We start from the raw sequence: 25,821 nt of genomic DNA, 5'->3' as shown, positions 1-25,821 counted from the left end.
GCCTGCTTCCTTTTATTCCCGGCCCACGCCATGATGCAGGTCTCCCACCGCCGCCCGCGAACGAGCCCTATGTCTGCGCAGCCACTGCCCCCGCAAAGCTCCATGGCGATCACCCTGCAGATCGTCTCCATCGTTTTCTATACCTTTATCGCCTTCCTCTGCATCGGCCTGCCGATTGCGGTGATTCCGGGGTATGTCCATGAACAACTGGGGTTCAGCGCGATCATTGCGGGGCTGACCATCGGTTGCCAATACCTGGCCACCCTCCTCAGCCGGCCGATGGCCGGGCGCATGTCGGACAGCGTCGGCACCAAGCGCGCGATTGTCTACGGCTTGTCGGGGATTGTGTTAAGCGGCTTGCTGACCTTGCTCTCGACCTTGCTGCAAAGCCTGCCGTTGCTGAGTCTGATGATCCTGATTGCCGGCCGGTTGCTGCTGGGGATCGCCCAGGGCTTGATCGGCGTCGGCACCATCAGTTGGTGCATGGGCCAGGTTGGCGCCGAGCACACGGCGCGCTCGATTTCCTGGAACGGCATCGCGTCCTACGGCGCCATTGCGATTGGCGCGCCGCTGGGGGTGGTGATGGTCGCCGAGTATGGCTTTGAAAGCCTGGGGATTGTCCTGTCGGTGCTGGCCCTGGGGGCGCTGTTGCTGATTCGCAACAAGCCATCGGTGCCGGTGATTCGCGGCGAACGCCTGCCCTTTTGGAACGTGTTCGGGCGTATTGCCCCGTTTGGCGCGAGCCTGAGCCTGGCGTCCATCGGCTACGGCACCCTGACCACCTTTATTACCCTGTATTACCTCAATCGCGGCTGGACCGGCGCGGCGTACTGCCTGACGGTGTTTGGGGTGTGTTTCATCCTGTCGCGGCTGTTGTTCATTTCCACTATCAGCCGATACGGCGGCTTCACCTCGGCCATTGCCTGCATGACCATCGAAACCGTGGGCCTGGTGCTGCTGTGGCTGGCGCCGTCCACCGGGTACGCGTTGATCGGCGCCGGGTTGACCGGGTTCGGCCTGTCGCTGGTGTATCCGGCGCTGGGGGTCGAGGCGATCAAGCAGGTGCCCAACACCAGTCGCGGCGCGGGATTGAGTGCTTATGCGGTGTTTTTTGACCTGGCGCTGGCGATTGCCGGACCGCTGATGGGCGCGGTCGCGTTGAACCTGGGGTATTCGTGGATTTTCTTTTGTGCGGCGTTGTTGTCGGTGACAGGGTTGGGCCTGACATTAATGCTGAAACGCCGCGCAATGGCCTGATGCGCCCGACCTCTGTAGGAGCAAGGCTTGCCCGCGATGGTGTCCGTGAGACCGCCATCGCGAGCAAGCTTTGCTCCTACAAGGTTCGGCGTTATTGATCGGCGGTTTGCATCCCGGCCCGACTCGGTTTGCCCAGGGCATGGGAGAAAAACCGTCCCGCTTCCGAGATCAGGTTGCGGTGAATGTCCTCACGATCAACCCCATCGGCATCGGTACACAACGCCGGCATGGCGATGATCTGCTCTTCGTTGCACGGCGCCATGAACACGAAGTGCCCTGCCCCGGCCAGCAGCTTGAAGTCCGGCGCGATCGGCAGTTTGCGCGCCAGGGCAGCGGCGTTCTTGTCGAAAGCCACCAGTTTGTCGCCGTCGCCGCTGTACAGCAGCACCGGCACATGCACATCCGCCAGGGTGTGGCGGCCGAACTTCAGGCTCAGCGGCGCCATCAGCAGCAAGGCGTGGACACGCGGGTCGGCCACTGGCTGCAAATCATCACGGTCGACAATCAGCTCGCCCTGGGTGTTGCAGGCATCGCGGTCGTCCGGTCGCTCCTGGCAATAGCGGCGCAGACGATCCAGGTCGGGTGTGGCACCGGACAGGATCAACGCCGTTTCGCCGCCCGCCGAGTAACCAATCACCCCCACCTGATCGGCGTTGACGAACGGCGCGAGCATGGGATCGCCCAGGGTGGCGGTAATGGCTTCGGAAATTTGCAGCGGCCGACCGTACAGGTTGCTCAAGGTGCCGAGACGGCTGTGATCCTTGGAGTTGTCGCCGGGGTGAATCACCGCCACCACCACAAAGCCCTTGCGTGCCAGCGAGGTGGCGAGGTCGTGCAAGGCCAGCGGCGTGCCGACGTTGCCATGGGACAGCATCAGCATCGGGAAACGGCCGATCGCCACGCGGGCGTCTTCGCTCGCTTCGACGGTGTAGCCATCGAGTTTGCTGGTGTGTTCTTTATCGCTGGAGGGATAAAAGGCAATGGCGCGCATCGGCTGCAAATCCAGCGGATCGAGGAACGTCATCTCGTGATAGCCGACGCCCCAGTGCGCATGCAGCCCAGGCGCGGCGTGCACTGAAAGCAGGCTGCTGAGCAGGCATATCAGTAACGTTGCACAAAGACGCACCATGGGATGCCCCACCTTTGATACTTGCCTGAAAAGCCCGTAGTGCTCCGATGTACGGAGTACGCGGCCTCGTGCCAGTGTTTGCGGCCACCAAGGTCATTGCGCGACGGGGACGTTAACCCTCGACTGCATAACCTGGGCCAGAACCTATAAAACGGTCAAAAACAAAAAAACTCTGTAACTGATCATTACGATGATCAGAATACAGAGTTTTTCGGGTATTACCTGAGCTGTTTAGTATTTTTTACGCAAGCCTTACACAGGCCTTATGCCGCAGCGAACAGTTGATCGCTGATGTGCGTGTGAGCGTCGCTCAGGGCTTTGGTGCGCACTTCGTCACCGTAAGCCAGGCCATGGGCGCGAACGAACTCAATATCAGTGATGCCCAGGAAACCGAACAGCACTTTCAAGTAGTCTTCGTGCGCTACGCCGGTGGCTTGACCGACGTGGAGGCCACCCGAAGTCGAAACGATCACCAGTTTCTTGCCACCGCACAGGCCTTCCGGGCCGGCTTCGGTGTAGCGGAAGGTCTGGCCGGCCACGGCGATGCGGTCAATCCAGGCCTTGAGTTGAGTCGGGATGGTGAAGTTGTACATCGGCGCGGCAATGACGATGGCGTCGGCAGCAAGGAATTCAGCCAGGGTCGAAGCGCTCAGTTCGGCTTCGTGCTGTTGCGCGGCGTTGCGCAGCTCAGCGGTGGTGCCAGCGGCAACCAGGGTAGTGGAGGAGAAATGGCTGATGGCGTCAGCAGCCAGGTCGCGGTAAGTGACGACGGCCGAAGCGTCAGCGGCTTGCCAGGCTTTGACCACTTCGCCGCTCAACTGACGGGACGCCGAGTTGTCACCCAAAATGCTCGAATCGATATGCAACAGTTTCATTTAAGGATCTCCAGGTGAGGATCGCCACCGGGCGATCTGATGGAGGTGATCCTACAGATGAATCTAATAGGTGATTAGCCCGCAACAATGCGATAGTTCGTCTCACTGATAGAACAATCGAGTCCAGATCATGCAAGACCTTAACGACCTCTACTATTTCGCCAAAGTCGTCGAAGCCGGTGGTTTCGCGGCCGCCGGGCGCTTGCTGGGGATTCCCAAGTCGCGGCTGTCGCGGCGCATCGCCGAGCTGGAAGAACGCCTGGGCGCGCGTCTACTGCAACGCACCACTCGCCAACTGAAATTGACCGCCGTGGGCGAACGTTACTTGCGCCACTGTCAGGCGATGTTGCTGGAAGCGGAGATGGCCGACGAAGCGGTGGCCAGCATGTCCAGCGAACCCCGAGGGCGATTGCGGGTGTCCTGCCCCGTGGGGTTGGCCAATCAAATGTTGCCAACGATCATCAGCGACTTTCTCGGGAAATACCCGCAGGTCCAGCTGGAGGTCATGCTGGTCAACCGCCGGGTCGATCTGGTCACCGAAGGCGTCGATGTCGCCCTGCGCGTCCGCGAATTGGGAGATGAAGACCCATTACTGGTGACCCGACGCCTGCGTCAGGCGCAGACGCTCATGGTCGCCAGCCCCGCCTTCTTGCACGGCCGGGAAATCAACCATCCGGACGACCTCAAGAGTTTGCCGGTCCTCGGAGCGCTGGAACCCGACCGCATGGTGCATATCCGTATGCTCGATCAACAGGGTAAAAGCCATGACCTGGCAATGGAGGCACGGCTGGGTATTGACGACTTTATCGTGCGCCGCGCCTGCGCCCTCGCTGGCCAGGGCTTTACCGTTCTGCCAATGATGTATTGCGAGTCGGAGCTGGCGGACGGTTCATTGATCCAGTTGCTGCCCGACTGGTCGATGCCTGGCGGCTGGCTGCAAGCGGTCTACCCTCATCGGCGCGGGGTAATGCCGGCCGTGCGCGCCTGGCTCGACCACTTGATCGAATCATTCAATGCCTGTGGGGACCGATTGATATGAAGGCTGGACGCATGAACGAAGCGGATGTCGCGCAGTTTTGCCTGGGGCTGCCCGGCGCGCGGGAAGACTACAAATGGGGTGGCGTGCGGGTGTTTTCGATTGCCGGGAACAAGATGTTCGCGTTGCAGAACCTGCGGGGCGAATCCCTGGCGTTCAAGGTCGACAAGGATTTGTTTCTCGGCCATTGCGACCGACCGGGCATTCACCCGGCGCCGTACCTGGCCCGGGCGCAATGGATCATCATGCAGACGCCCTACCCGCTGGGCGCCGAAGAACTGAAGGCGCTGCTGCAACGTTCCCACCAACTGGTGGTGGGCAAGTTGCCCAAGCGCTCTCAGGTCGGGCTGCTTCTTTAAAACAACGCCAGCAGGTTCGCACCGAGAAACAACTGGTCGATCCAGAACACCTGGTGCATGAGCACGATCAGCCAGAACACCAGTTGAAACGAAAGCTTGCGAGTCTTGTGCCGGAACACTTGCTGGGCCAACAAGGCACCCGGCCAGCCACCGGCCAGTTCGACTGCGTGCAAGACGTTTTCCGGCGTGCGCCAGGTGTCGGCGCGGGCCTTGCGCTTGTCGCTCCAGTACAGGAAAAACGCGACCACGCTGACCACGCCGTAGGCCGCCAGCGGGATCACGGAAACCCCGCGCAGCCACACCATCAGCGAACCATACAGCGGCAGCGCGCACAGGATGGCGAGCACCAGCAATTTCAAGCGTGGATGCTGGACTTCGCCCCCGGACTTGCGACCAGGGTTGTTGCGCGCGCTGGAATCACTCATGGCTTGGCGGCTGCCCAATCGACCCAACCGAACTGCCAGGTCGCCAGGATCACCAGGCCAAACGCAATGCGATACCACGCAAACACCGCGTAGCTGTGACTGGCAATGAACTTGAGCAGCGCCTTGACGGCAATCATCGCGAAGATAAACGCAGTGACAAAACCGATGGCGAACACCGGAAAATCCGCCGGGACGAACAGATGGCGGTACTTGAACCCCGAATACACCGCCGCCGCGACCATGGTTGGCATGGCCAGGAAGAACGAGAACTCGGTGGCGGTTTTGCGCGACAGCCCGAACAGCAGGCCGCCGATGATCGTCGAGCCGGAACGCGAGGTCCCCGGGATCATCGCCAGGCATTGGGCGAAGCCGACTTTCAGCGCGTCCTGCCAGGTGATGTCATCGACCGTTTCGGCATGCACTTCGTGCTGACGCTTCTCGGCCCACAACATGATGATCCCGCCCACGACCAACGCCGCTGCCACGGTGATCGGGTTAAACAGGTAGTGGTGAATCAAATCGGAAAAAATCACCCCCAGTACCACGGCCGGCATGAAGGCAATCAACAGGTTGGCGGTAAAGCGCCGTGCGCTCGGCTGGGTCGGCAAGCCGACGACCACGTCGAGGATCTTGCGCCGGAACTCCCAGACCACCGCGAGAATCGCGCCTAGCTGGATGATGATGTTGAATGCAATGGCCCGCTCACCACCGAAGTCGAGCAAATCCGCGACGATAATCTGGTGTCCGGTACTCGAAATGGGCAAAAACTCCGTCAGCCCTTCTACAACGCCTAGAATCAGTGCCTGGAAGGCCGTCCAAAGATCCATCAATCCCCCAAAGGCAGCGCTCAAAGGCATGCCCCGTTAATATTTTTAGTTCGTTCACTGCGCTCAGCGTAGCTGAAGTCTCTCGCGCACAGGATCCCCACGAAACCGTAAAAATTCCGTGAAAAATCAACTTGGATTCAGGTTTTTCCACGCGAGGCCGAAATCCTATCAGACAAGCTCCGATTACGCCGCCGTGTAATTGGACTTGGGTCGAATAGGCCCCACCGGCACAGTGTGGTTGGATGCTCGCGATCGTTTATTACAAGAAGAAGAATCTGGAGTGACAGCGTTATGAACAGCTTACGCAGTGTGTCGATCAGCCGACGCTTGTGGCTCATCTTGATCGTGGCCATCGTGATGTTATTGACGCTGGGCATCTTGATGCTCAAACAGATTCACGACGACCTGTACCATGCCAAGGCGCAGAAAACCCAGCACGTGGTGCAGACGGCCAGTGGCATCCTGAACTACTACCACGACCTGGAAACCGCCGGCACCCTCACCCGCGAAGCGGCGCAAAAACAGGCGCTGACCGTGGTTCGCGGCCTGCGCTATGACCAGAACGACTACTTCTGGATCAACGACCTGGGGCCGGTGATGATCATGCACCCGGCCAACCCGAAACTCGAAGGCCAGAACCTCTCGGCGATCCGCGACCCGGATGGCTTTGCGCTGTTCAACGAGATGGTCGCCATCGCCAAGTCCAAGGGCGCCGGCATGGTTGACTACCGTTGGCCGAAACCGGGCGCCAGCGCGCCGGTGGAAAAAACCTCCTACGTCAAACTGTTCGAACCCTGGGGCTGGGTCATCGGTTCGGGCGTGTATGTCGATGACCTGCAAGCCGAATTCTACGGGCAGGTCTGGAAAGCTTCGTTTATCGGCATGGCAATTACCCTGATCATGGCGCTGCTGGTGATCATGATTGCCCGCAGCATCGTGCGTCCATTGCAGGAAACCGTAAACGCCATGGCCAATATCGCCAGCGGCGAAAGCGACCTGACCCGCAGCCTCGACACTCACGGCCAGGACGAAGTCACGCAACTGGCGCACCACTTCAACGCCTTTACCGCCAAGCTGCGGCAGGTGATCAGCCAGTTGCAGGTGTCGGCCAGCGCCCTGGGCCAGTCGTCCAGCGATCTGGGTAACGATGCGGCGCAGGCACAGCAACGCAGTCAGCAGCAGTCCCAGCAAATGGAACTGGTGGCGACCGCAATCAATGAAGTGACCTACGGCGTGCAGGACGTAGCGAAGAACGCCGAGCATGCGGCCAGTGAAATGCGCGACGCCGAGTCCCAGGCGCAACAGGGTCAGGTCAACATCGATGGCAGCTTGCAACAGATCGACAAGCTCTCCGGCACCATTGATCAAGCGGTGGAAGTGATTCGCACCCTGGCTGCCGAAAGCACCCAGATTGGCAGTGTGCTGGAAGTGATTCGCTCGATTGCCGAGCAAACCAACCTGCTGGCCCTCAACGCGGCCATCGAAGCTGCCCGGGCTGGCGAGCAAGGTCGCGGGTTTGCGGTAGTGGCCGATGAAGTGCGCCTGCTCGCCCAGCGCACACAGAAGTCCACGGCGGAAATCCAGGCGATGATCGAACGCCTGCAAAACCACTCCGAAGCGGCGGTCAAGGTGATCGGCGACAGCAGCCGCGCCTCGCAACTGACCATCGAACAGGCCGGACTGGCCGGTGCGAGCCTGAACGCCATCGGCCAGGCCCTGCGCAACCTCAACGGGCTGAACGCCTCCATCGCCAGCGCCACACTGCAACAGGCGCATGTGGTGGAAGACATCAACCAGAACGTCACACAGGCGGCGGGGTTGTCCCACAGCACGGCGCTGGCGGCGGAACAATCGAGCCTGGCCAGTGTTCACCTCAAGGAATTGAGCGAGCAGTTGAACGGGTTGCTCAAGCAATTCCGGGTGTAAAGCGAAAAGATCGCAGCCTTCGGCAGCTCCAGGGTTTTGTGTACACCTGTAGGTGCTGCCCAAGGCTGCGATCTTTTGATCTAACCGCTACAATCCGCCCCCTCTTTCGACTCCTCCCAAGGAACCTCCATGTCCGGGCTTGAACTGTTTGCTGCCGCCCTCGGCGTGATCGCCGTCTGGCTGACGGTCAAACAGAACCCGTGGTGCTGGCCGATCGGGCTGGTGATGGTGCTGCTTTACAGCTGGATCTTCTTCGAGGTGAAGCTGTATTCGGACATGTTGCTGCAGGTGATCTACGCCGCGTTGCAACTCTACGGCTGGTGGCAGTGGACCCGAGCCGGCGATGCCCATGACGGCCGGCAAGTCAGCGCGCTGGATGCCCGGTCGATCATGCTCGGCCTTGCCGTGGGCGCCATCGGCAGTCTGTTGCTGGGCGCAGCCATGGCCCACTGGACCGACGCCGCGCAACCCTGGCTCGATGCCGCTCTGACGGGCTTCAGCCTGGTGGCGCAGCTATGGATGGCGCAAAAACGCGTGCAATGCTGGCCGCTGTGGATCGTCCTCGATGTGATCTTTGTCAGCCTGTTCATCTACAAGGGCCTGTACCTGACCGCGACCCTCTACGGGTTGTTTACCCTGATCGCGGTGCAAGGCTGGCGTGAATGGCGCGCCGATCCGGCGCTGCACGCATGAAAGCGCTGGTGCTGACAGGCCCGGAATCCAGCGGCAAAAGCTGGCTTTCGAGTGAAATCCAGGCGCATTTTGGCGGGCTGTTGGTGGGTGAGTACGTTCGGCATTTCATCGAAAGCCAAGCCCGCGAAACCTGCCTCGATGACATTACCGCCATCGCACTCGGCCAACTGGCCTGGGAAGATGAAGCACGAGCCAAACAGCCGTCACTGCTGATTCTCGATACACACCTGTTGAGCAATATCCTGTGGAGTCGCACGTTGTTTGGCGCGTGCCCGACGTGGATCGAGCCAGCATTGTTGGCACGGCACTACGACCTGCATTTGCTGCTGAGCCCTGAAACAGTGGCCTGGCACGACGACGGGCAACGTTGCCAACCGCAACTGGAGGAACGCCAAGGGTTTTTCCAGGCGAGCCACGATTGGCTTGACCTTCACCACCAGCCTTACCAGATACTGCAAGGTGATTGGCAACAGCGTAAAGACGCGGCATTCGCGGCCGTGAAACGCTTGCTCGAAGCCTGACACGAGCCCCCAGACCTGGCGCAAGTGTCCATTCCTGAAACACCCCCTCCTGAGCGAACCCGCGAACTAAAGCGGTTTCAGCGCTGCAGAACGAAACTGTTAAACCTCTGATACAACCTGCGTTTCGCCGCTCTAGCGTGCAATGCCGCCCGCATGGACGGCGTTTTTACGTGGTGCTGTCTCAGTGGCGTTACAAATATTTTTTGACAACCTCGAGATTTAAAATCAACCCATTGTTTTTAAACGATAAATAAAAAGCGGCACACCTTCTGCTCTCTACCTCGCAACGCTGAAAAGGGCCAGCGTCCCAATTACAGAAGGAATTGCCGCCGTGGGGAAATTTGATAGAAGCATCTACCGCCTCCTGCTGATCGGATGCGCGCTGGGTTCAAGTTTCTGCCTGCCTGCTCAGGCTGACAACGGCATCATTACGATCAAACGTGATGTCCAGACGCGCAACGCCGTGGTCCCACCGCTGATCCCTGACCCTCACCCCACCACCGTTAACGCCAACCCTTCGCAACATATCCTCAATCAAACGAACGAGTTGAGCGACGGTGATTTTGCCGGTGTTGCCAGCGGTGCAGGCATCAGTCAGATGGTGACGCAAAACACCAACAATCTGGGCGGCAATATCAGCAATCAGTCCCAACTGTCCAACCTCCCCGGCGGGCGTTCGGGAAACTCGGGCAGCGGCATCGCCAACATGGTCAATTCGAACGTCCAGCAAGGCCTGGGTGCTCTGAAAATCATAACGGGAGACCGTTAGCATGAATCGTTCGCTGCTGATTATCGCCATGTTTTGCAGTGCATCGTCCTTTGCCCAGTCTCCCGTCATCGACAACGCGGACATCGACAGTTCGGGCGCGCAGTACCAGGGCAACCTCGGGGTCAACCAGGCTGCGGGCGATCAGCAACAACAGGTCAACGCCCGAGCCATCGCCATTGGCAACAACGCCCATGCATCCACACAGATTCGCCAACGGCTGCATTCACCTGCGGACCCACGCATCGACGCCAGCGCCAGCATTCAAGGTAACGCCTTCAGCAACGGTAACGGCGTGCTGGGCGTCAACCAGAGCGCGGGCGGCAACAACCAGCAGGCCAATGCCCTGCGGATCAGCATCAGTACACAGCCGCAAAGTATCGACGACAGCGTCCTCCTGCAACAGAACGTGGCGCTGATCAACAACTCCGATCCAACTGACTCCGCACCAGGCTATCGCCGGGTCGCTACAAGCGATCAGGCCTTCACCGGTAGCCGTGGAGTTATTCAGTTGAATCAGAGCGCCGGGGTGGGAAACCGAACGGCCAACACCGTGAGCGTACGGGTCGCGGATTGACCCAAAACAGGTAAAAAAAACAACACTTAACCTATAAATCAGTACGGAGAATCACCATGAAACCTTCGATGGCAATCAAGCCTCTGGTTTTCGCAATTGCTGCGGTCATGGCTGTTGCTGTACAAGCTGGACAAAGTGACGACCACCATAATGGCCACCACAATGGCCACAATAACAACGGTCAGCACACCCCTCCTCCAACCCGGATCCCTGTCTACGCGACTGCGAATGCGTGGGATACCCAAAGTAGTACCGATAACCGCATTAGCAACGCCGGGACTGTCAACAGTGCAGAGATGAATAACTCTGCTACAGGCACCAGCGGCAACGTCGGCGTCAACGTGGCTGGCGGCGACGGCAACCAACAAGACAACGCAGCCGCTATTGCAAACGCCGCAGCTGCCGCTCCTGATAATGCGTTCGTGTTCGGCACCGCCAGTGCCACGGCATCCGTCACCCAAACCAGCCGCAACAACCGGGTCGACAACTACGGCAGCCAAGCTACGGCTTCTATGAGCGGTTCGGCTAATGGCGGCAGCGGCAACATGGGCGTCAACGTGGCGGCCGGCGACCTGAACCAACAGAAAAACACCATGGCCATTGCTAACACCAATGCTCCATTGGGTAACGCCACAGCCACCGCCTCTGCTACACAAACCGGCCCTGGCCTGACCGTTAATAACAATGCCGATCGGACCTACCGCGTCGATACGCTGACCTTTACCACCTCGGCCAGCGGCAGTAAAAACTATGCCAACGCAAGCGCAGCGTCCGGCAGTAAAAGCTCCTCATCGAGCTTTGACGTGAGCGGTTCGAAAAGCTTCGATGCCAGTGGTTCAAAAAGCTACGAGAAGAGCAGTTCTTCTAGCTCTAATTTGAATGCTTCGTTGAACGCTACGCTGGATGCTTCGGCTGCGGCTTCTCAAAATGCTGCCTGGGATAATGGCTATCACCATTCGGGTAGCAGCAGTTCGTCTTCCGACGCGTCTCTGAACGCATCGCTTGACGCCACGCTGGACGTATCGATCGATAAGTCGCACAACAAGTCGGGCAGTTCGTCGTTCGATAAGTCGTTCGATTCCTCGTTCGAAAAATCCGGCAGCAAATCCCACGAGTCTTCGTATGACAAGGCGAAAGCCTACGCTGAGAGCAGTTCATTTGATCTGAGCAACACCTACTCCTATCAAGTGCTGACTCCAACTGGCTGGGCCAACCCTGTAACCAACACTGCAACCCTGAGCGGTTCGGTGAATGGCGGCAGCGGCAACCTGGGTGTCAACGTGGCTGCTGGTGTGGGCAACCAACAAAGCAACTCGCTGGCCATTTCCAACAACTCGTTCTAATGCCTGTCTTTTGGGCCCCCTCACGGGGGCCTTTTTCAACAACAACCAGAAGGCGTCCCACCATGCGCATCATCGCCTTGGCAATTTTGCTTTGCGTGGCCAGTGTGATCGAGGCTGCACAAATGCCGCTTTCCGTCCTTCCGGGCGGCGCGGTGGTGTACAAGCCGATCCAGAGCGTACGCGAGCGTAAATTTGCTGATCTGGTGCAACAGAAAACCGACTTCAGTTGCGGCGCCGCGGCGCTGGCAACCATCTTGCGCCAGGCCTATTGGTTGGACGTGAGTGAAAATCAAATCATTGAAGGCATGCTGGCCCACTCGGATCAAAATCTTGTCCGCGTCCAGGGCTTCTCCATGCTCGACATGAAGCACTACGTGGAAAGTATCGGCATGCGGGCCCGTGGCTACCGGGTGGCGACGGAAACGTTGAGCGAAATCAAAATCCCCGTAGTGGTCCTCATGGACATCCGTGGCTACAAGCATTTTGTGGTCTTGCAAAGAGTCCACCAAGGCTGGGTCTATATCGGCGATCCGGTACTCGGCCATAAACGTTACAGCGTCGACGACTTTGTCAAAGGCTGGAACGGCATCATCTTTGCCGTCATCGGCCAGGGCTACGACAAATCCAATGCGTTGCTCGAGCCCCCCCTGCCACTGACTGCCAAAAACCGCCTCAACATGTTCAGCCCGGTGCAAGACGCGGAGTTGATGGATTTCGGATTCATCCAAAGCGACTTCTTCTAATAACAAGGGAGCATGAAGCTCCGGGAGCATCCAATGAAAACTTCAACCTGGCTGGCTGTGGTTTGCCTGGCCGCCAGCCTGCCAACCCAGGCAGAGACGTTCAAACCCATTGAACTGAAGGATCAGGAGTTGGCGACCCTGCGAGGCCGATTTGTCATGCCGGGACGTATCGTCAGTTTCGGCATTGTCATGACCAGCACTTGGCAGAATGCCGAAGGCCAGTTGATCGGGGCGACGTCCGCGATGCAAATTCAACAATCGACCATCAAACCCCAGTTCTATGTGTCGATGATTGACGAAAAACCTGCTGGCCAAACGAGTTCGCAAGGCTCCGGCTCCGGCGCAGGGACAGGCACCGTCACGGGCGGCGGCGGCCTCAACACGACAGAAGGCGTTACTCAAGTAGTACGCGCTGCCGGCGACAACAACACCGCCTACAACAACGTAGATATCAACGTCGCAAAAGCTAGCCAGGTCAACCCGTCATCCGCAACGCAACCGCAGGGTCAGGCATTGACCCCTGGAACGACGTTAGTGGGCAACAATGGTGCGGGCTCGCTCAGCGTTTCCTCAACCGGTAGTGGAGTTCAACTCAACATCGTGGCTAACAACAACCAGGGCAGCACCATGCAGCGCCTGGCCCAGGGTGGACTGATGCAGAACACGACTTTGCTCGGCAGTAGCAACCAGGTCCGCAACTTGACATCCCTCAATGTTGTGCTGCGTGACAACGTGCCGACGGCCGGATCCGTGAGCGGCAATCTGGACCAGCTCAAAGGCCTTCGCACTATCGGATTCTGATCTACGCTCAGTCTCATTCAGATCTAATCAGAAGGGACGGCTAATCCATGCACCGATCGTTAACGTTCAGAGCTATCGTCTGTTTGAGTAGCCTGACCCCGGCAACACTGCTCTACGCAGCACCGGACCCTCAGGTCGAAGCATTAAAACAAGAACTCACGGAGTTGAAACAGCGTTATGAAGCACAACAGAACGCGCTGATGGTACTTGAACAGCGCGTTCGCCAAGTCGAAGCAGCACCTGCGACACCGGCGCCCAAACGCCTGACCAAATCCCCGGCCGAGCCGGTCAAGAGTGGTCAGACGGTGGCCTCCGGTGCGCCAGGCACCACCGGCAGCTCATACGGCCAATCGCTCAAGGATGATTCTGAGCCTGCGCAAAGCGTCTCCAACCTGTATGACGAAGCCAGCGGCTTCTTCGGTGGCGGCAAGTTCAGCCTCGAAACCGGCGTGACCTACACGCACTACGACACGCGGGCATTAACGCTCAACGGCTTCCTGGCACTGGACTCGATTTTTCTCGGCAACATCAACCTCGACCGCATCAAGGCCGACAACTGGACCCTGGACCTGACGGGGCGCTACAACGTGGCACAACGTTGGCAGTTCGACATCAACGTCCCGATTGTTTATCGCGAATCGACGTATTCCTCCGGCGGCGCGGGTGGCGCAGGTCCGGTGACGTCGGACGCAACCGTGACCCGGGACCCGACCATCGGCGATATTAACGTCGGCGTTGCGTACAAGTTTCTGGATGAGTCGGCCAACTGGCCCGACGCGGTCGCGACACTGCGCGTCAAGGCTCCAACCGGCAAGGACCCTTACGGCATCAAGCTGGTCAGTGACCCGACCAACGATAACCTCTCGGTCCCCGAGGACCTGCCGACCGGCAACGGTGTCTGGGCGATCACGCCGGGGATCTCGCTGGTCAAGACCTTCGACCCTGCCGTGCTGTTCGGCACGTTGTCCTACACCTACAACATGCAAGACTCTTTCAGCGACATCAGCCCTCAGGTCGGCTCCAAGGTCAAGGGGGACGTGAAACTGGGTGATTCCTGGCAGGTTGGCGGCGGCATTGCGTTCGCGTTGAACGAGAAGATGAGTATGTCGTTCTCGGTCACCGATCAGTTCGCCCGCAAGAGCAAGATCAAGCCGGACGGTGGCGATTGGCAGTCGATTTCCAACAGCGATTACAACGCGGCCAACTTCAACATCGGCATGACCCTGGCCGCAACGGACAACCTGACGATCGTGCCCAACCTGGCCATAGGCCTGACCGAAGACTCGCCAGACTTTTCCTTCAGCCTGAAATTCCCGTACTACTTCTGATCCACAACGGCAAAGCCCCGCTGCGACTTCAATCGCAGCGGGGGCTTTTTATTGGTGGGCCTTCGAAAGATCGCTCCTACAGGTACGCGCGGATTCCTTGTAGGAGCTGTCGAGTGAAACGAGGCTGCGATCTTTTGATCTTTGCGTCTAACGAATCTGATGCTTGTGCAACAACCGGTAGAACGTAGGCCTGGATATCCCCAAGACCTTGGCGGCGATGCTCAAATTGTCGCTGTGGCGGTTAAGTACGTCGCACAAGGCCTGGCGTTCAGCCCGGGTCTTGTAGTCTTCCAGCGTCCCCATCGGCGCGGCTATGGTTAGCTGGCTGATCAGCCCCAAGTCTCGCGCTTCGATCTGCCGGCCTTCGGCCAATACCAACCCGCGACGCACCCGGTTGGCCAGCTCGCGAACATTGCCCGGCCAGTCATGCTTGCCCATGGCAATCAGCGCATCTTCGCTGAAGCTGCGGGGGCGACGACCGGTTTCATGGCTATAGAAATGCGAAAAGTGGTTAGCCAGCATCGAGAGGTCGCCGTGGCGTTCACGTAGCGGCGCGGTGACTACTTGCAGAACGTTGAGGCGGTAGTACAAATCTTCGCGAAAGCGTTTCTTCTCGATGGCGGCTTCAAGGTCGACGTGGGTCGCCGCCAATACCCGCACATCCACCGGAATCTGCTGGCTGCCGCCGACATGCTCGATGTGTTTTTCCTGGAGAAAGCGCAGCAGATTGGCTTGCAGCTCCAACGGCAGGTCGCCGATTTCATCGAGAAACAGCGTGCCGCCGTTTGCCGCCTCGATCCGCCCGATCTTGCGCTGATGCGCGCCGGTGAAGGCGCCTTTCTCATGACCAAACAGTTCGGACTGGATCAAGTGTTCGGGAATGGCACCGCAGTTGATCGCCACGAAAGGTTTGCTGTGGCGCTGGGATTGTCGGTGCAGGGTGCGGGCGACCAGCTCTTTGCCGGTGCCGCTTTCGCCACGGATCAGTACCGGCGACTCGGTAGGCGCCAGTTTGCTCAGCAGCTTGCGCAGTTCGCGGATCGGCTTACTGTCACCGAGCAGCTCGTGTTCCGGCTGATCGATGTGAATCGTGCCCTGCCCGCGCAGTCGCGCCATGCCGAACGCGCGCCCCAGTGTCACCTGGACCCGGGCCACATCGAACGGCAAGGTGTGGAAGTCGAAAAACCATTCGCACACGAAGTCCCCGACGTTCTGCAAGCGCAGAACTTCCTGATCGAGCACCGCGATCCATTCGGTGCCGCTGCGGCTGATCAGTTCCTTGACGGCTTCGGGACGTTCCAGATGGAACGGCTGCAATCGCAAGAGGCCGACATCGCATGTTCGGTCGGCGGCGTTTTCCAGCGTACAGCTGTCAACATCCCACCCAACAGAACGCAAACCCGGCAAAAGACGATGGCAATCGTCGCAAGGATCAACCACTAACAGACGTCGTAAGGCAGGCGCTTCGATCATGACTGTTCCTTGGCGCCAAATTTAAGGAAATATTATTAAAAACAGTCATTTGGCGGACCTGGCTGTAACATTAGCAAGAATTTGACAGGGCCTTGTATCAATTGCTTATAGGAGTGTTAACTGATTAGTTATAAGAACAGGCTTCGTTAGTTGCCTAACGACTTGAACCTTTCATTCAGCTTTCAATCACTGCCTGAACATTGAGTATATGAAAGAAAGTTGAATTTTCTTTGGATTGTGTGTGACCCGACCCCCTATTGAGGGCATCAGTACAAGTAACCAGCCGAACGGTAAGCCCAACCGACGGCATGTCACTCGATTGGGCATACAGAGAGAAAACCCCATGACCGCCCCGCTCCGTATCAACGAAGCTCTTTTGATTGCCGACCGCGCGTTCAAGCCATTTCAATGCGTGGCCTGGGCCCCACAAGACGGCAACGGCGAACTCAGCCTGAGTGTCATCGACCGTACTAACAATCGCATCGGCCGTGCGCAAATCCCGAGCAGCGCCTATTCCGATCCGGTACAACTTGAACACTTGCTGGAACAAGCGCGCAAAGCGTTGAGCGAAGATGGCTACACGCTGCAATCGTGGTCCATGCCGCATTAATTATTCCGCCGGATATACATTCCCTGTAGGAGCAAAGCTTGCTCGCGATGGCGCCCTCGAAATAGCCATCGCGAGCAAGCTTTGCTCCTACTGTGCTGTTAGCTCAATATCAACTGGGTCCAAAAGACACTGTTCTGGCACACAGCGACCCTCCGCCTGTTAGTTATGACAGTTGTGCGCTCATGCATTCAGGGATTGAATGTTTCGCACGCGCCGTCACCCGCCCGGTTACCGGGATCGGGTCGATTGGCAAGGAGATGCGTGCATGCAAACCCAGACCGCTTTTGCCCGCCCTGCCACCCTGAATCAAGCCGGGCATCTCGACCCTGATTTTGCCGCGGCGGGCAAAACCCAAGTGTATTTCGCCGGCAGCTCCTCCAGCATGGCCAACGGTATCGCCATCGACGCGGATGGCCGTTTGTTGGTCGCGGCCAAGGTCGGCACCCACGGCGGCAGCCGCTTCGGTCTGGCCCGTCTGCTGGAAGATGGCTCGGCGGACCTGTCCTTCGGCAATCAGGGCAGCCTGATCGGGCAGTTCGCGCTGGGTTTCGAGGCCATGGCCAGCAAAGTCCATGTCCTGCCCTGCGGTTCGATCCTGCTGGCCGGCCTGCATTACGAAAACGCGCATCGCACCTTGCCCGCCCTGGCGCTGTTCAACCCCGATGGTCAACGGGTTCGAGACTTTGGCGACGACGGCCGCCTGGTGGTGCGGCTACCGGGCGACCTGTCCCGAGGCTTGCGTGACGACTGGTTGCCACCTGGTGTGCCGGGCGCCGAAGCCTGTGATATCTGCGTGCAGGAGGACGGGCGGATCCTGCTGCTGGCCAATCATCATTTCGAACTGGCCGATCACGCCGGCCTGCTGATCCGCCTCAACACCGATGGCACACTGGACAACGATTTCAATGGCCGTGGTTTCGTCGTGGTCAGGCATCTGCTGATGAATACCTGGCTCGGCAGCCTGATGGTGCAACGGGACGGACGAATCCTCGCTGGCGGTGCGATCAATTTCCCCGGGGAAGGCTTGCTGGCGCGCTACCACGTCGATGGCACGCTGGATAACAGCTTCGCCGTGGATGGCTTCATGACTTTCCAGGCCCAGGGACGCAGCGCGCTGATCAGCCAGATCGTCCAGCAGGCCAATGGCGACTTGCATTGTTTTGGCAGCAGCCGTGACCCGATGCACTGCCTGTCACTCAAACTGCACAGCAACGGGCGCCCGGATAATCATTGCAATGGCGGCCAGCCGCAGCACCTGGAAATCGGCCACACCGCCAGCCAATGGACCGCCGCCCAGGTTCAGCCCGATGGCAGCGTGCTGGCCGTGGGGGCCACCGTCGGCGGTATCGAAGCCGACTTCATCCTCGCCCGTTATTTGCCCCAAGGGCAGCTGGATCGCAGCTTCGCCAATGGCATCGGTTGGGTGCGCACTCGTCTGGGCCGCAGCCTCGACACCGCCACTGCCCTGGCCGTGCAGGCCAACGGCCGAATCGTCGTCGGCGGTTACTCACTGGACGGCAATTACCGCGCGGTGGTGGCGCGCTACCTCGCCTGACACGCGGCGGCGCTTGATCTTCCCTGCCCCTTGCGGCAAGTTGCGCGCTTCTTAATACAAGGAGTAGCCGATGTCCGGTTCGATGACCCAGGCGTTCGCGCATAACTTTCTCGGGCACTCTCCCCGCTGGTACAAAGCAAGCATTGTCGGTTTTCTGATACTGAACGCCCTGGTGTTGTGGACGGTCGGGCCGATAGCGGCCGGATGGCTGCTGGTCCTGGAGTTCATCTTCACCCTGGCCATGGCACTCAAGTGTTATCCGCTGATGCCCGGCGGATTGCTGTTGATCGAAGCGCTGCTGCTGAAGATGACCACGCCCCAGGCGCTGTATGACGAGCTGGTGCACAACTTCCCGGTGATCCTGCTGCTGATGTTCATGGTGGCCGGCATCTATTTCATGAAAGACCTGCTGCTGTTTCTGTTCTCGCGCCTGTTGCTCGGGGTTCGCTCCAAGGCGCTGCTGGCGTTGCTGTTTTGTTTTCTGTCGGCCTTCCTCTCGGCGTTTCTCGATGCCTTGACTGTCACGGCGGTGATCATCAGCGCGGCCGTGGGGTTTTACTCGGTGTATCACCGCGTCGCCTCGGGCAATGATCCGCGCCAAGACAGCGCCTTCAGCGACGATCAGCACCTGCCGACACTGCATCACCAAGACCTCGAGCAGTTCCGCGCGTTCCTGCGCAGCCTGTTGATGCATGGCGCCGTGGGTACCGCGCTGGGCGGCGTGTGTACGCTGGTCGGTGAGCCGCAGAACCTGTTGATCGGGCACGAGATGGGTTGGCATTTCGCCGAGTTCTTCCTCAAGGTCGCCCCGGTTTCTCTGCCGGTGCTGGCCGCCGGCCTGGTGACCTGCGTGCTGCTGGAGAAGCTGCGCTGGTTCGGTTACGGCACCTTGCTGCCGGACAACGTGCGCGCGGTGCTGGCCAACTACGCCGCCGAAGACAACGCCGAACGCACCTCGCGCCAGCGCGCGGCGCTGCTGGTACAGGGCGCGGCGGCGTTGATCCTGATTGCCGGGCTGGCGTTTCATATCGCCGAAGTCGGGCTGATCGGTTTGATGGTGATCGTGTTGATCACCGCGTTCACCGGCATCACCGACGAACACCGCATCGGCAACGCCTTTAAAGACGCTATGCCGTTTACCGCGCTGCTGGTGGTGTTCTTCGCCGTGGTCGCGGTGATTCATGACCAGCAACTGTTCACGCCATTGATCCAGTGGGTGCTGGCCCTGCCGGCGGATCAACAGCCGGGCATGCTGTTTATCGCCAATGGCCTGTTGTCGGCGATCAGCGATAACGTGTTTGTCGCAACGATCTACATCACTGAAGTGAAACAGGCATTCATCTCCGGCCATATGAGCCGCGAGCATTTCGAGACGCTGGCGATTGCGATCAACACCGGGACCAATCTGCCCAGCGTCGCGACGCCCAATGGCCAGGCGGCGTTTCTGTTTCTGCTGACGTCGGCGATTGCACCGCTGATTCGGTTGTCTTACGGGCGGATGGTGTGGATGGCGTTGCCATATACGGTGGTGATGGGGGGTTTGGGGTGGTATGCGGTGAGTTTCTGGCTGTAACACCACGGTGATCGTTCCCACGCGCTGCGTGGGAATGCCTCAAGGGACGCTCCGCGTTCCAATGGGACGCGGAGCGTCCCGGGCTGCATTCCCACGCAGAGCGTGGGAACGATCATTACGCGGGACGGAGAATGTATTGCTCGATGGCTTGGGCCGCGCCATCTTCGGTGTTGGCGCCGGTCACCACATCGGCCTGGCGTTTCACCGCCTCTTCCGCCTGGCCCATGGCAATCGACAGCCCGGCACGATGGAACATCGCCGGGTCATTGCCGCCGTCGCCCAGTGCCGCAGTCTGCTCCAGCGGCACGCCGAGGAACCCGGCCAGTGTCGCCAGCGCATCCCCTTTGTTGGCTTGCATCGCCGTCACGTCGAGGTAAATCGGCTGTGAGCGGGAGACTTGCGCCTGGCCTTCCACTTTCGGCAGCAGAAGCGCTTCCAGCTCGATCAACAAGTCCGTGTTGTTGCTGGTGGCGACGATCTTGTCGATCCGCTCCAGGTACGGCTCAAAACTCTCGACCACCACCGGCGGATAACCCAGACCGTGCTGTTCTCGAGGAACCATCGGACCGTGCGGGTCTTTCAACAGCCAATCACCACCGCTGAACACCCAGATTTCGATGTCCGGCCGGTCGGCAAACAGTGCCAGCGCGGTCAGTGCGGCCGTCGCCGGCAAGTAATGCGCAACCAGCAAACTGCCGTCCGGATTGACGATGGTGCCGCCATTGAACGCCGCGGTCGGCAGATCAACGCCCAGGGCTTCGATCTGCTGCAGCATGGCTTTCGGCGGACGGCCGGTGGCCAGGCTGAACAGCACGCCGGCCCCGCGCAGTGCGCGGACCGCGTCGATGGTGCGCTGGCTCAGGCTGTGATCGGGCAGCAGCAAGGTGCCGTCCATGTCGCTGAGCAGAAAACGGATGGGTTGTTGCGTAGCGTCACTCATCCGAGGCTGTGCCAGACGCGACCATCGCGGGCCAGCAGGTCCTCGGCGGCTTGTGGGCCGTCTTCAACGGCCGGGTAGCTCTGCACGCTCGCATCCTGCTGCCAGGCGTCGAGGAACGGCTGCACGGCGCGCCAGCCGTTCTCGATGTTGTCAGCGCGCTGGAACAGCGTCTGATCGCCCGTCAGGCAATCGTAGATCAGGGTTTCGTAGCCAGTGGACGGTTGCATCTCGAAGAAGTCCTTGTAGGCGAACCCCAACTCGATGTTGGCCATTTTCAACGCCGGCCCCGGCCGCTTGGCCAGCAGGTCGAACCACATGCCTTCGTTGGGCTGGATCTGGATCCGCAGGTAGGTCGGCTGCAACTCGTCGACCTCGGTGTCGCGGAACTGCGCGTACGGCGCCGGCTTGAAGCAGATGACGATCTCGGTGTCGCGCACGCTCATGCGCTTGCCGGTGCGCAGGTAGAACGGCACGCCGACCCAGCGCCAGTTGTCGATCATCACTTTCAGCGCGACGTAGGTTTCGGTGTTGCTGTCAGGCGCGACGTTGCCTTCCTGGCGGTAACCGGCCAGTGGCTTGCCATCGACTTCGCCGGCAGCGTATTGCCCACGTACCGAGTTGGCCCGCGCATCTTCGACGGACCACGGGCGGATCGCACCGACCACCTTGGCCTTCTCACCGCGCACCGCATCGGCGCCAAACGCGGCCGGCGGTTCCATGGCGACCATCGCCAGCAACTGGAACAGGTGATTGGGCACCATGTCCCGCAGGGCGCCGGTGTGTTCGTAAAAACTGCCACGGGTTTCCACGCCAACGGTTTCGGCGGCGGTGATTTGCACGTGGTCGATGTAATGGTTGTTCCAGAACGCTTCGAACAGGCTGTTGGAGAACCGGCTGACCAGAATGTTCTGCACGGTTTCCTTGCCCAGGTAGTGGTCGATCCGGTAGATCTGCTTCTCCGACATGACCTTGAGCAAGCACGCGTTCAAGGCTTCGGCGGTTTGCAGGTCGGAGCCGAACGGTTTTTCGATCACCACCCTTCTGAAGCCTTCGGGCGTCTCTTCCAGCAAACCGGCGCTGCCGAGGCGGCGCACCACTTCACTGAAGAAACGCGGTGCGGTGGCCAGGTAGAACACCGCATTGCCCGTGCCGCTGTCGGCGATTTTCGCCGCCAGCGCTTGATAAGTGCTGTCGTCCAGGAAGTCGCCCTGGACGTAGCTGATGCCTTTGGCGAGCTTGGCCCACAAGGTCGGGTCAAGGGCTTCATCGCCCTTGCCGACCTTGGCGGCCGCTTCGGTGCGAATGAAGTCTTCGAGCTTTTGCGCGAAGGCTTCATCGCTGATGGCGTTGTGGTCAACGCCGATGATCCGCAGTCCATCGCCCAGCAGGCCATCGCGACTGAGGTTGTACAGGGCCGGCATCAACAGACGCTTGACCAGGTCACCATGGGCACCGAACAGGAACAGCGTGGTCGGTGGTGCGGGTTCTGCCTTGGATTTCCTGCGGATCGTGTTGGTCATTTTTTCGGAGTCTCCACATGGCCGCCGAAGCCGAAACGCTGGGCCGAGAGGATTTTGTCGCCAAAGGTGCCCTGGCCGCGCGAGCGGTAGCGCGAGAACAGCGAGTTCGACAGCACCGGTACCGGCACCGCTTGTTCCATGGCAGCTTCGATGGTCCAGCGACCTTCACCGCTGTCGGCCACTTCGCCCGAATAGCCGTCAAGCTTCGGATCGCTGGCCAAGGCGTCGGCGGTCAGGTCGAGCAACCACGAGGACACCACGCTGCCACGACGCCAGACTTCGGCGATGTCGGCCACATTCAGGTCGAAACGCTGGTCTTGCGGCAGGATTTCGCTGGATTTGGTCTTGAGAATGTCGAAGCCTTCGGCGAAGGCCTGCATCATTCCGTATTCGATGCCGTTGTGGATCATCTTCACGAAGTGACCTGAACCTGCAGGGCCGGCGTGGATGTAGCCGCGTTCGGCACGATCGTCTTCGGACTTGCGGTCCTTGGTGCGCGGGATGTCACCCAGGCCCGGCGCCAGGCTTTCGAACAGCGGATCGAGGCGCGTGACGGTCTCGGCGTCGCCGCCGATCATCATGCAGTAGCCGCGCTCCAGGCCCCAGACGCCGCCGGAGGTGCCGACGTCGATGTAGTGCAGGCCTTTCTCCGCCAGGGTTTTCGCCCGGCGAATGTCATCTTTATAGAACGTGTTGCCGCCGTCGATGATGGTGTCACCGGCTTCGAGCAGGTTGCTCAGGGTGTCGATGGTGTCTTCGGTCGGTGCGCCGGCCGGCAACATGACCCAGACCGCGCGCGGCTTGGCCAGGCCGGCGACCAGTGCAGGCAGGTCGGCAACGCCGGTGGAGCCTTCTTTTGCCAGGTTCTCGACGAAGGCGGTATTGCGGTCGTAAACAACGGTGGTATGCCCGTTGAGCATCAGGCGCCGCGCAATATTCCCGCCCATGCGGCCCAGTCCAATAATCCCGAGTTGCATGTGCTGATGCTCCTTACTACAAATAATGTGTGTCAAAGGTTATAGCCCAACGCGACTAATGTGGGTTAGTCCAGAGCGCCGGGATGAAGTTTCCGGGCATTGTGCCCGATCCTGATTGATAACGTCGGGAATCGTGCTGAAGACACACCGACCATTAAAAATAAAAAAGTTCCATTCACAGGCAAAAGAAATCAAAATCGGCGCCGATAGTGAGGGTGTCGCTCGCAAGAACGACACAACCACAGTTGAAGCAGGCCATTTGCGAGGTGAGCAATGGACACAATCGTTACCGCACGTCCCCCACAAACTCTCTACGTCACGATCCGTCGTGATGAATTGCGCCAATTGAAAGACGAGCGTGACACCTTGAAACACCAGGTGGCCCAGCTCCGGCAATTGTTGCAGCAACAGGCTCAGCTGTCCGGGCAAGCGATGCCCGCGTTGAACGCCTGATTTCCGGCAACACCTCTGCCTTGTGGCGAGCCCCCTCGCCACATAAATCTTCTCCTGATCAGTAAATAGCGACCTGTTACCTGTCGTGCACCTGAACAAAACTCACAAAGTTTTCACATCTGCCTAGCGATACTTCGCGTCCTTGTGGCTGTTCGGTTCTCGGACAGTGGTGTCTCGTGGGTTTCGTTTGATGACGCCGGTGGCTTGCTGATGCCGGTGGGAGTTCTGAATGGCAGTGTTCAAACGCAGCAAAACGTCTGCGACAGGTTTCGATTGGGCCGGGTTCCTCTGGCTATTTGTGTTCTTCTGGTATTTTTCCGGCATTACGCAACTGCTGATCCAGTTGACGGGCACCTCCGGCTTCACCGGTTTTCGCCAGGCCTTCGTGATGAGCGCCGTGTGGCTCGCACCGATGCTGCTGTTCCCCAAACGTACCCGCCTGCTGGCCGCGCTGATCGGCGTCGTGCTGTGGGCCTGCTCGATGGCCAGCCTGGGCTACTTCTTTATCTATCAGCAGGAATTTTCCCAGAGCGTCATCTTCATCATGTTCGAGTCGAACATCTCTGAAGCTGGCGAGTACATGACCCAGTACTTTGCCTGGTGGATGGTGTTCGCGTTCCTCGCCCACACGGCGTTCGCCTACTTCCTCTGGACCCGCCTGCGCCCGGTGTACATGCCCCGTGGCCGCGCGCTGGTCGCCGCGACCGCGATTCTGGTGGCCGTGGTCGGTTATCCGCTGATCAAGCAAACCGCGCGTACCGGCAGTTTTGCCGGCGGTTTCGAGAAGTTCGAAACCCGCATCGAGCCGGCAGTGCCTTGGCAGATGGCCGTGGCGTATCACCGATACCTCGACACCCTGGCCGGCATGCAAGACATGCTCGACAGTGCAAGCAAGATCGCGCCGCTGAAAAACCTCAAGAACACCATGGCCGACCAGCCGTCGACCCTGGTGCTGGTGATCGGCGAGTCCACCAACCGTCAGCGCATGAGCCTGTACGGTTACAACCGGGACACTACCCCGGAGCTGGACAAGCTCAAGGATCAACTGGCGATCTTCAATAACGTCATCACCCCGCGCCCCTACACCATCGAGGCGTTGCAGCAGGTACTGACCTTCGCCGACGAAGAAAACCCGGACCTGTACCTCTCGACGCCGTCGCTGGTCAGCATGATGAAACAGGCGGGCTACAAGACCTTCTGGATCACCAACCAGCAGACCATGACCAAGCGCAACACCATGCTCACCACGTTCTCCGAACAGGCCGACGAGCAGGTGTACCTGAACAACAACCGCAACCAGAACGCCGCCCAGTACGATGGCGACGTGATCGAGCCGTTCAACAAGGCTCTGACGGATCCGGCGGCGCACAAGTTGATCGTTGTGCATTTGCTCGGCACGCACATGAGCTACCAGTACCGCTACCCGCCAACCTTCGACAAGTTCAAGGACCGCGCCGGGGTTCCGGCCGGTGTACACGATGCCGAAGTGCCGACCTACAACAGCTATGACAACGCGGTGCTGTACAACGACTTCGTGGTGTCGAGCCTGATCAAGGATTACGCCAAGGCAGACCCTAACGGCTTCCTGATGTACCTCTCCGACCACGGCGAAGACGTGTTCGACTCGCCGGGCCACAGCACCCTGGGTCGTAACGAGAACAAGCCGACGGCGCCGATGTACACCATTCCGTTCATGGCCTGGGCTTCGCCGAAATGGCGTGAAACCCACGACTGGAATTTTGCCGCCGACCTGAGCCGCCCTTACAGCAGCTCGCAGTTGATCCACACCTGGGCCGACCTGGCCGGGCTGAGCTTCGATGAACTGGACCGCAGCAAAAGCCTGGTCAGCGACAGCTTCAAGCCACGGCCGCTGTTGATCGGCAACCCGTATGAACGCCAGGAACGTCCGCTGATCGATTTCAGCTTGATGAAGCCAAAGGCTGCGGTTGTCGAAGAACCGGCCGTGGTCAAGCAATAACCCCGCAACCTCCTGTAGGAGCGAAGCTTGCTCGCGAAGACGTCAGCACATTCACTACGGATGCTGCCTGACACACCGCTTTCGCGAGCAAGCTTCGCTCCTACAGCCCTCCTTCCGATGATAATTATTCTCGTTT

At 59.4% G+C, this 25,821-nt stretch carries 25 protein-coding genes; 17 read left to right on the top strand and 8 right to left on the bottom strand.

Going from position 1 to position 25,821, the window contains the following annotated elements:
* The first annotated feature begins 69 nt into the window (after positions 1–69).
* Complete coding sequence (locus FQ192_RS29075) at positions 70–1,257, top strand: MFS transporter (RefSeq protein ID WP_149661615.1); 1,188 nt, start codon at positions 70–72, stop codon at positions 1,255–1,257.
* 91 nt (positions 1,258–1,348) lie between these two features.
* On the opposite strand, the gene FQ192_RS29070 is transcribed toward FQ192_RS29075, so the two are convergent.
* Positions 1,349–2,386, bottom strand: a complete 1,038-nt coding sequence (locus tag FQ192_RS29070) for a dienelactone hydrolase (RefSeq protein ID WP_149661614.1) — start codon at positions 2,384–2,386, stop codon at positions 1,349–1,351.
* Between the two features lie 263 nt (positions 2,387–2,649).
* Positions 2,650–3,261: an FMN-dependent NADH-azoreductase gene (locus tag FQ192_RS29065; RefSeq protein ID WP_149661613.1), complete on the bottom strand. Its 612-nt coding sequence runs from the start codon at positions 3,259–3,261 to the stop codon at positions 2,650–2,652.
* Positions 3,262–3,391: 130 nt separating this feature from the next.
* Here FQ192_RS29065 and FQ192_RS29060 point away from each other — a divergent pair, with 130 nt between their 5' ends.
* Together FQ192_RS29060 and FQ192_RS29055 are read left to right on the top strand one after the other, a co-directional pair.
* Positions 3,392–4,300, top strand: a complete 909-nt coding sequence (locus FQ192_RS29060) for a LysR substrate-binding domain-containing protein (protein WP_149661612.1) — start codon at positions 3,392–3,394, stop codon at positions 4,298–4,300.
* Complete coding sequence (locus FQ192_RS29055) at positions 4,297–4,656, top strand: MmcQ/YjbR family DNA-binding protein (protein ID WP_149661611.1); 360 nt, start codon at positions 4,297–4,299, stop codon at positions 4,654–4,656. Before FQ192_RS29060 ends, FQ192_RS29055 begins: the two co-directional genes overlap by 4 nt.
* Here the strand turns inward: FQ192_RS29055 and FQ192_RS29050 are convergent.
* Positions 4,653–5,081: a DUF1294 domain-containing protein gene (locus FQ192_RS29050; protein ID WP_149661610.1), complete on the bottom strand. Its 429-nt coding sequence runs from the start codon at positions 5,079–5,081 to the stop codon at positions 4,653–4,655. The genes FQ192_RS29055 and FQ192_RS29050 overlap by 4 nt on opposite strands.
* Positions 5,078–5,908: an undecaprenyl-diphosphate phosphatase gene (locus FQ192_RS29045; protein ID WP_149661609.1), complete on the bottom strand. Its 831-nt coding sequence runs from the start codon at positions 5,906–5,908 to the stop codon at positions 5,078–5,080. Before FQ192_RS29045 ends, FQ192_RS29050 begins: the two co-directional genes overlap by 4 nt.
* A 291-nt stretch (positions 5,909–6,199) precedes the next feature.
* Between FQ192_RS29045 and FQ192_RS29040 the strand changes: the two genes are divergently transcribed.
* The 9 genes from FQ192_RS29040 (at position 6,200) to FQ192_RS29000 (ending at position 14,606) form a co-directional block, all read left to right on the top strand.
* A complete protein-coding gene (locus FQ192_RS29040; RefSeq protein ID WP_149661608.1) occupies positions 6,200–7,834 on the top strand; it encodes a methyl-accepting chemotaxis protein in 1,635 nt (544 codons plus the stop codon).
* A 129-nt stretch (positions 7,835–7,963) separates the two neighbouring features.
* Complete coding sequence (pnuC, locus tag FQ192_RS29035) at positions 7,964–8,527, top strand: nicotinamide riboside transporter PnuC (RefSeq protein WP_149661607.1); 564 nt, start codon at positions 7,964–7,966, stop codon at positions 8,525–8,527.
* On the top strand, positions 8,524–9,048 hold the full coding sequence (locus FQ192_RS29030; protein WP_149661647.1) for an AAA family ATPase: 525 nt from the start codon (positions 8,524–8,526) through the stop codon (positions 9,046–9,048). Before pnuC ends, FQ192_RS29030 begins: the two co-directional genes overlap by 4 nt.
* 331 nt (positions 9,049–9,379) lie before the next feature.
* Positions 9,380–9,817: a hypothetical protein gene (locus FQ192_RS29025; RefSeq protein ID WP_149661606.1), complete on the top strand. Its 438-nt coding sequence runs from the start codon at positions 9,380–9,382 to the stop codon at positions 9,815–9,817.
* Between the two features lies 1 nt (position 9,818).
* Positions 9,819–10,391: an adhesin gene (locus tag FQ192_RS29020; protein ID WP_149661605.1), complete on the top strand. Its 573-nt coding sequence runs from the start codon at positions 9,819–9,821 to the stop codon at positions 10,389–10,391.
* A 56-nt stretch (positions 10,392–10,447) separates the two neighbouring features.
* The gene (locus FQ192_RS29015; RefSeq protein WP_149661604.1) at positions 10,448–11,734 is read left to right on the top strand and encodes a heme utilization protein; all 1,287 of its coding nucleotides are present in this window, start codon (positions 10,448–10,450) and stop codon (positions 11,732–11,734) included.
* A gap of 62 nt (positions 11,735–11,796) precedes the next feature.
* Positions 11,797–12,477 (top strand): C39 family peptidase, encoded by a 681-nt coding sequence (locus FQ192_RS29010; protein WP_149661603.1) that lies wholly within the window; start codon positions 11,797–11,799, stop codon positions 12,475–12,477.
* A gap of 33 nt (positions 12,478–12,510) precedes the next feature.
* Entirely contained in the window at positions 12,511–13,278 is a 768-nt protein-coding gene (locus FQ192_RS29005; RefSeq protein ID WP_149661602.1) for a hypothetical protein, read from the top strand.
* A 47-nt stretch (positions 13,279–13,325) separates the two neighbouring features.
* Positions 13,326–14,606: a transporter gene (locus tag FQ192_RS29000; protein ID WP_149661601.1), complete on the top strand. Its 1,281-nt coding sequence runs from the start codon at positions 13,326–13,328 to the stop codon at positions 14,604–14,606.
* Between the two features lie 147 nt (positions 14,607–14,753).
* On the opposite strand, the gene FQ192_RS28995 is transcribed toward FQ192_RS29000, so the two are convergent.
* Complete coding sequence (locus FQ192_RS28995) at positions 14,754–16,079, bottom strand: sigma-54 dependent transcriptional regulator (RefSeq protein WP_149661600.1); 1,326 nt, start codon at positions 16,077–16,079, stop codon at positions 14,754–14,756.
* Positions 16,080–16,422: 343 nt separating this feature from the next.
* On the opposite strand from FQ192_RS28995, the gene FQ192_RS28990 reads away from it, so the two are divergent.
* The 3 genes from FQ192_RS28990 to nhaB all read left to right on the top strand — a co-directional run bounded on the left by FQ192_RS28990 (position 16,423) and on the right by nhaB (position 19,817).
* The gene (locus FQ192_RS28990) at positions 16,423–16,689 is read left to right on the top strand and encodes a hypothetical protein (protein WP_149661599.1); all 267 of its coding nucleotides are present in this window, start codon (positions 16,423–16,425) and stop codon (positions 16,687–16,689) included.
* A gap of 265 nt (positions 16,690–16,954) precedes the next feature.
* A complete protein-coding gene (locus tag FQ192_RS28985) occupies positions 16,955–18,244 on the top strand; it encodes a hypothetical protein (RefSeq protein ID WP_149661598.1) in 1,290 nt (429 codons plus the stop codon).
* A 70-nt stretch (positions 18,245–18,314) separates the two neighbouring features.
* Entirely contained in the window at positions 18,315–19,817 is a 1,503-nt protein-coding gene (nhaB, locus tag FQ192_RS28980) for a sodium/proton antiporter NhaB (protein ID WP_149661597.1), read from the top strand.
* Positions 19,818–19,932: 115 nt separating this feature from the next.
* Here the strand turns inward: nhaB and FQ192_RS28975 are convergent, their stop codons facing one another.
* From FQ192_RS28975 to gnd, 3 genes are read right to left on the bottom strand one after another with little or no spacing between them, the layout of a single operon-like run.
* Complete coding sequence (locus tag FQ192_RS28975) at positions 19,933–20,757, bottom strand: HAD family hydrolase (RefSeq protein ID WP_149661596.1); 825 nt, start codon at positions 20,755–20,757, stop codon at positions 19,933–19,935.
* A complete protein-coding gene (gene zwf, locus FQ192_RS28970; RefSeq protein ID WP_149661595.1) occupies positions 20,754–22,277 on the bottom strand; it encodes a glucose-6-phosphate dehydrogenase in 1,524 nt (507 codons plus the stop codon). The genes FQ192_RS28975 and zwf overlap by 4 nt, the downstream gene beginning before the upstream one ends.
* The gene (gene gnd, locus FQ192_RS28965) at positions 22,274–23,254 is read right to left on the bottom strand and encodes a phosphogluconate dehydrogenase (NAD(+)-dependent, decarboxylating) (RefSeq protein WP_149661594.1); all 981 of its coding nucleotides are present in this window, start codon (positions 23,252–23,254) and stop codon (positions 22,274–22,276) included. Before gnd ends, zwf begins: the two co-directional genes overlap by 4 nt.
* A 273-nt stretch (positions 23,255–23,527) precedes the next feature.
* On the opposite strand from gnd, the gene FQ192_RS28960 reads away from it, so the two are divergent.
* Both FQ192_RS28960 and FQ192_RS28955 read left to right on the top strand, forming a co-directional pair.
* Positions 23,528–23,707, top strand: coding sequence for a DUF6026 family protein (locus FQ192_RS28960; RefSeq protein WP_133839677.1), 180 nt, complete (start codon positions 23,528–23,530; stop codon positions 23,705–23,707).
* 229 nt (positions 23,708–23,936) lie between these two features.
* A complete protein-coding gene (locus tag FQ192_RS28955; RefSeq protein ID WP_149661593.1) occupies positions 23,937–25,685 on the top strand; it encodes a phosphoethanolamine transferase CptA in 1,749 nt (582 codons plus the stop codon).
* Positions 25,686–25,821 lie beyond the last annotated feature (136 nt).

Origin of the sequence: Pseudomonas sp. ANT_J12 (assembly GCF_008370045.1) — a bacterium.
Classification (GTDB): domain Bacteria; phylum Pseudomonadota; class Gammaproteobacteria; order Pseudomonadales; family Pseudomonadaceae; genus Aquipseudomonas.
This window is presented reverse-complemented; position numbering and strand designations above follow the sequence as displayed.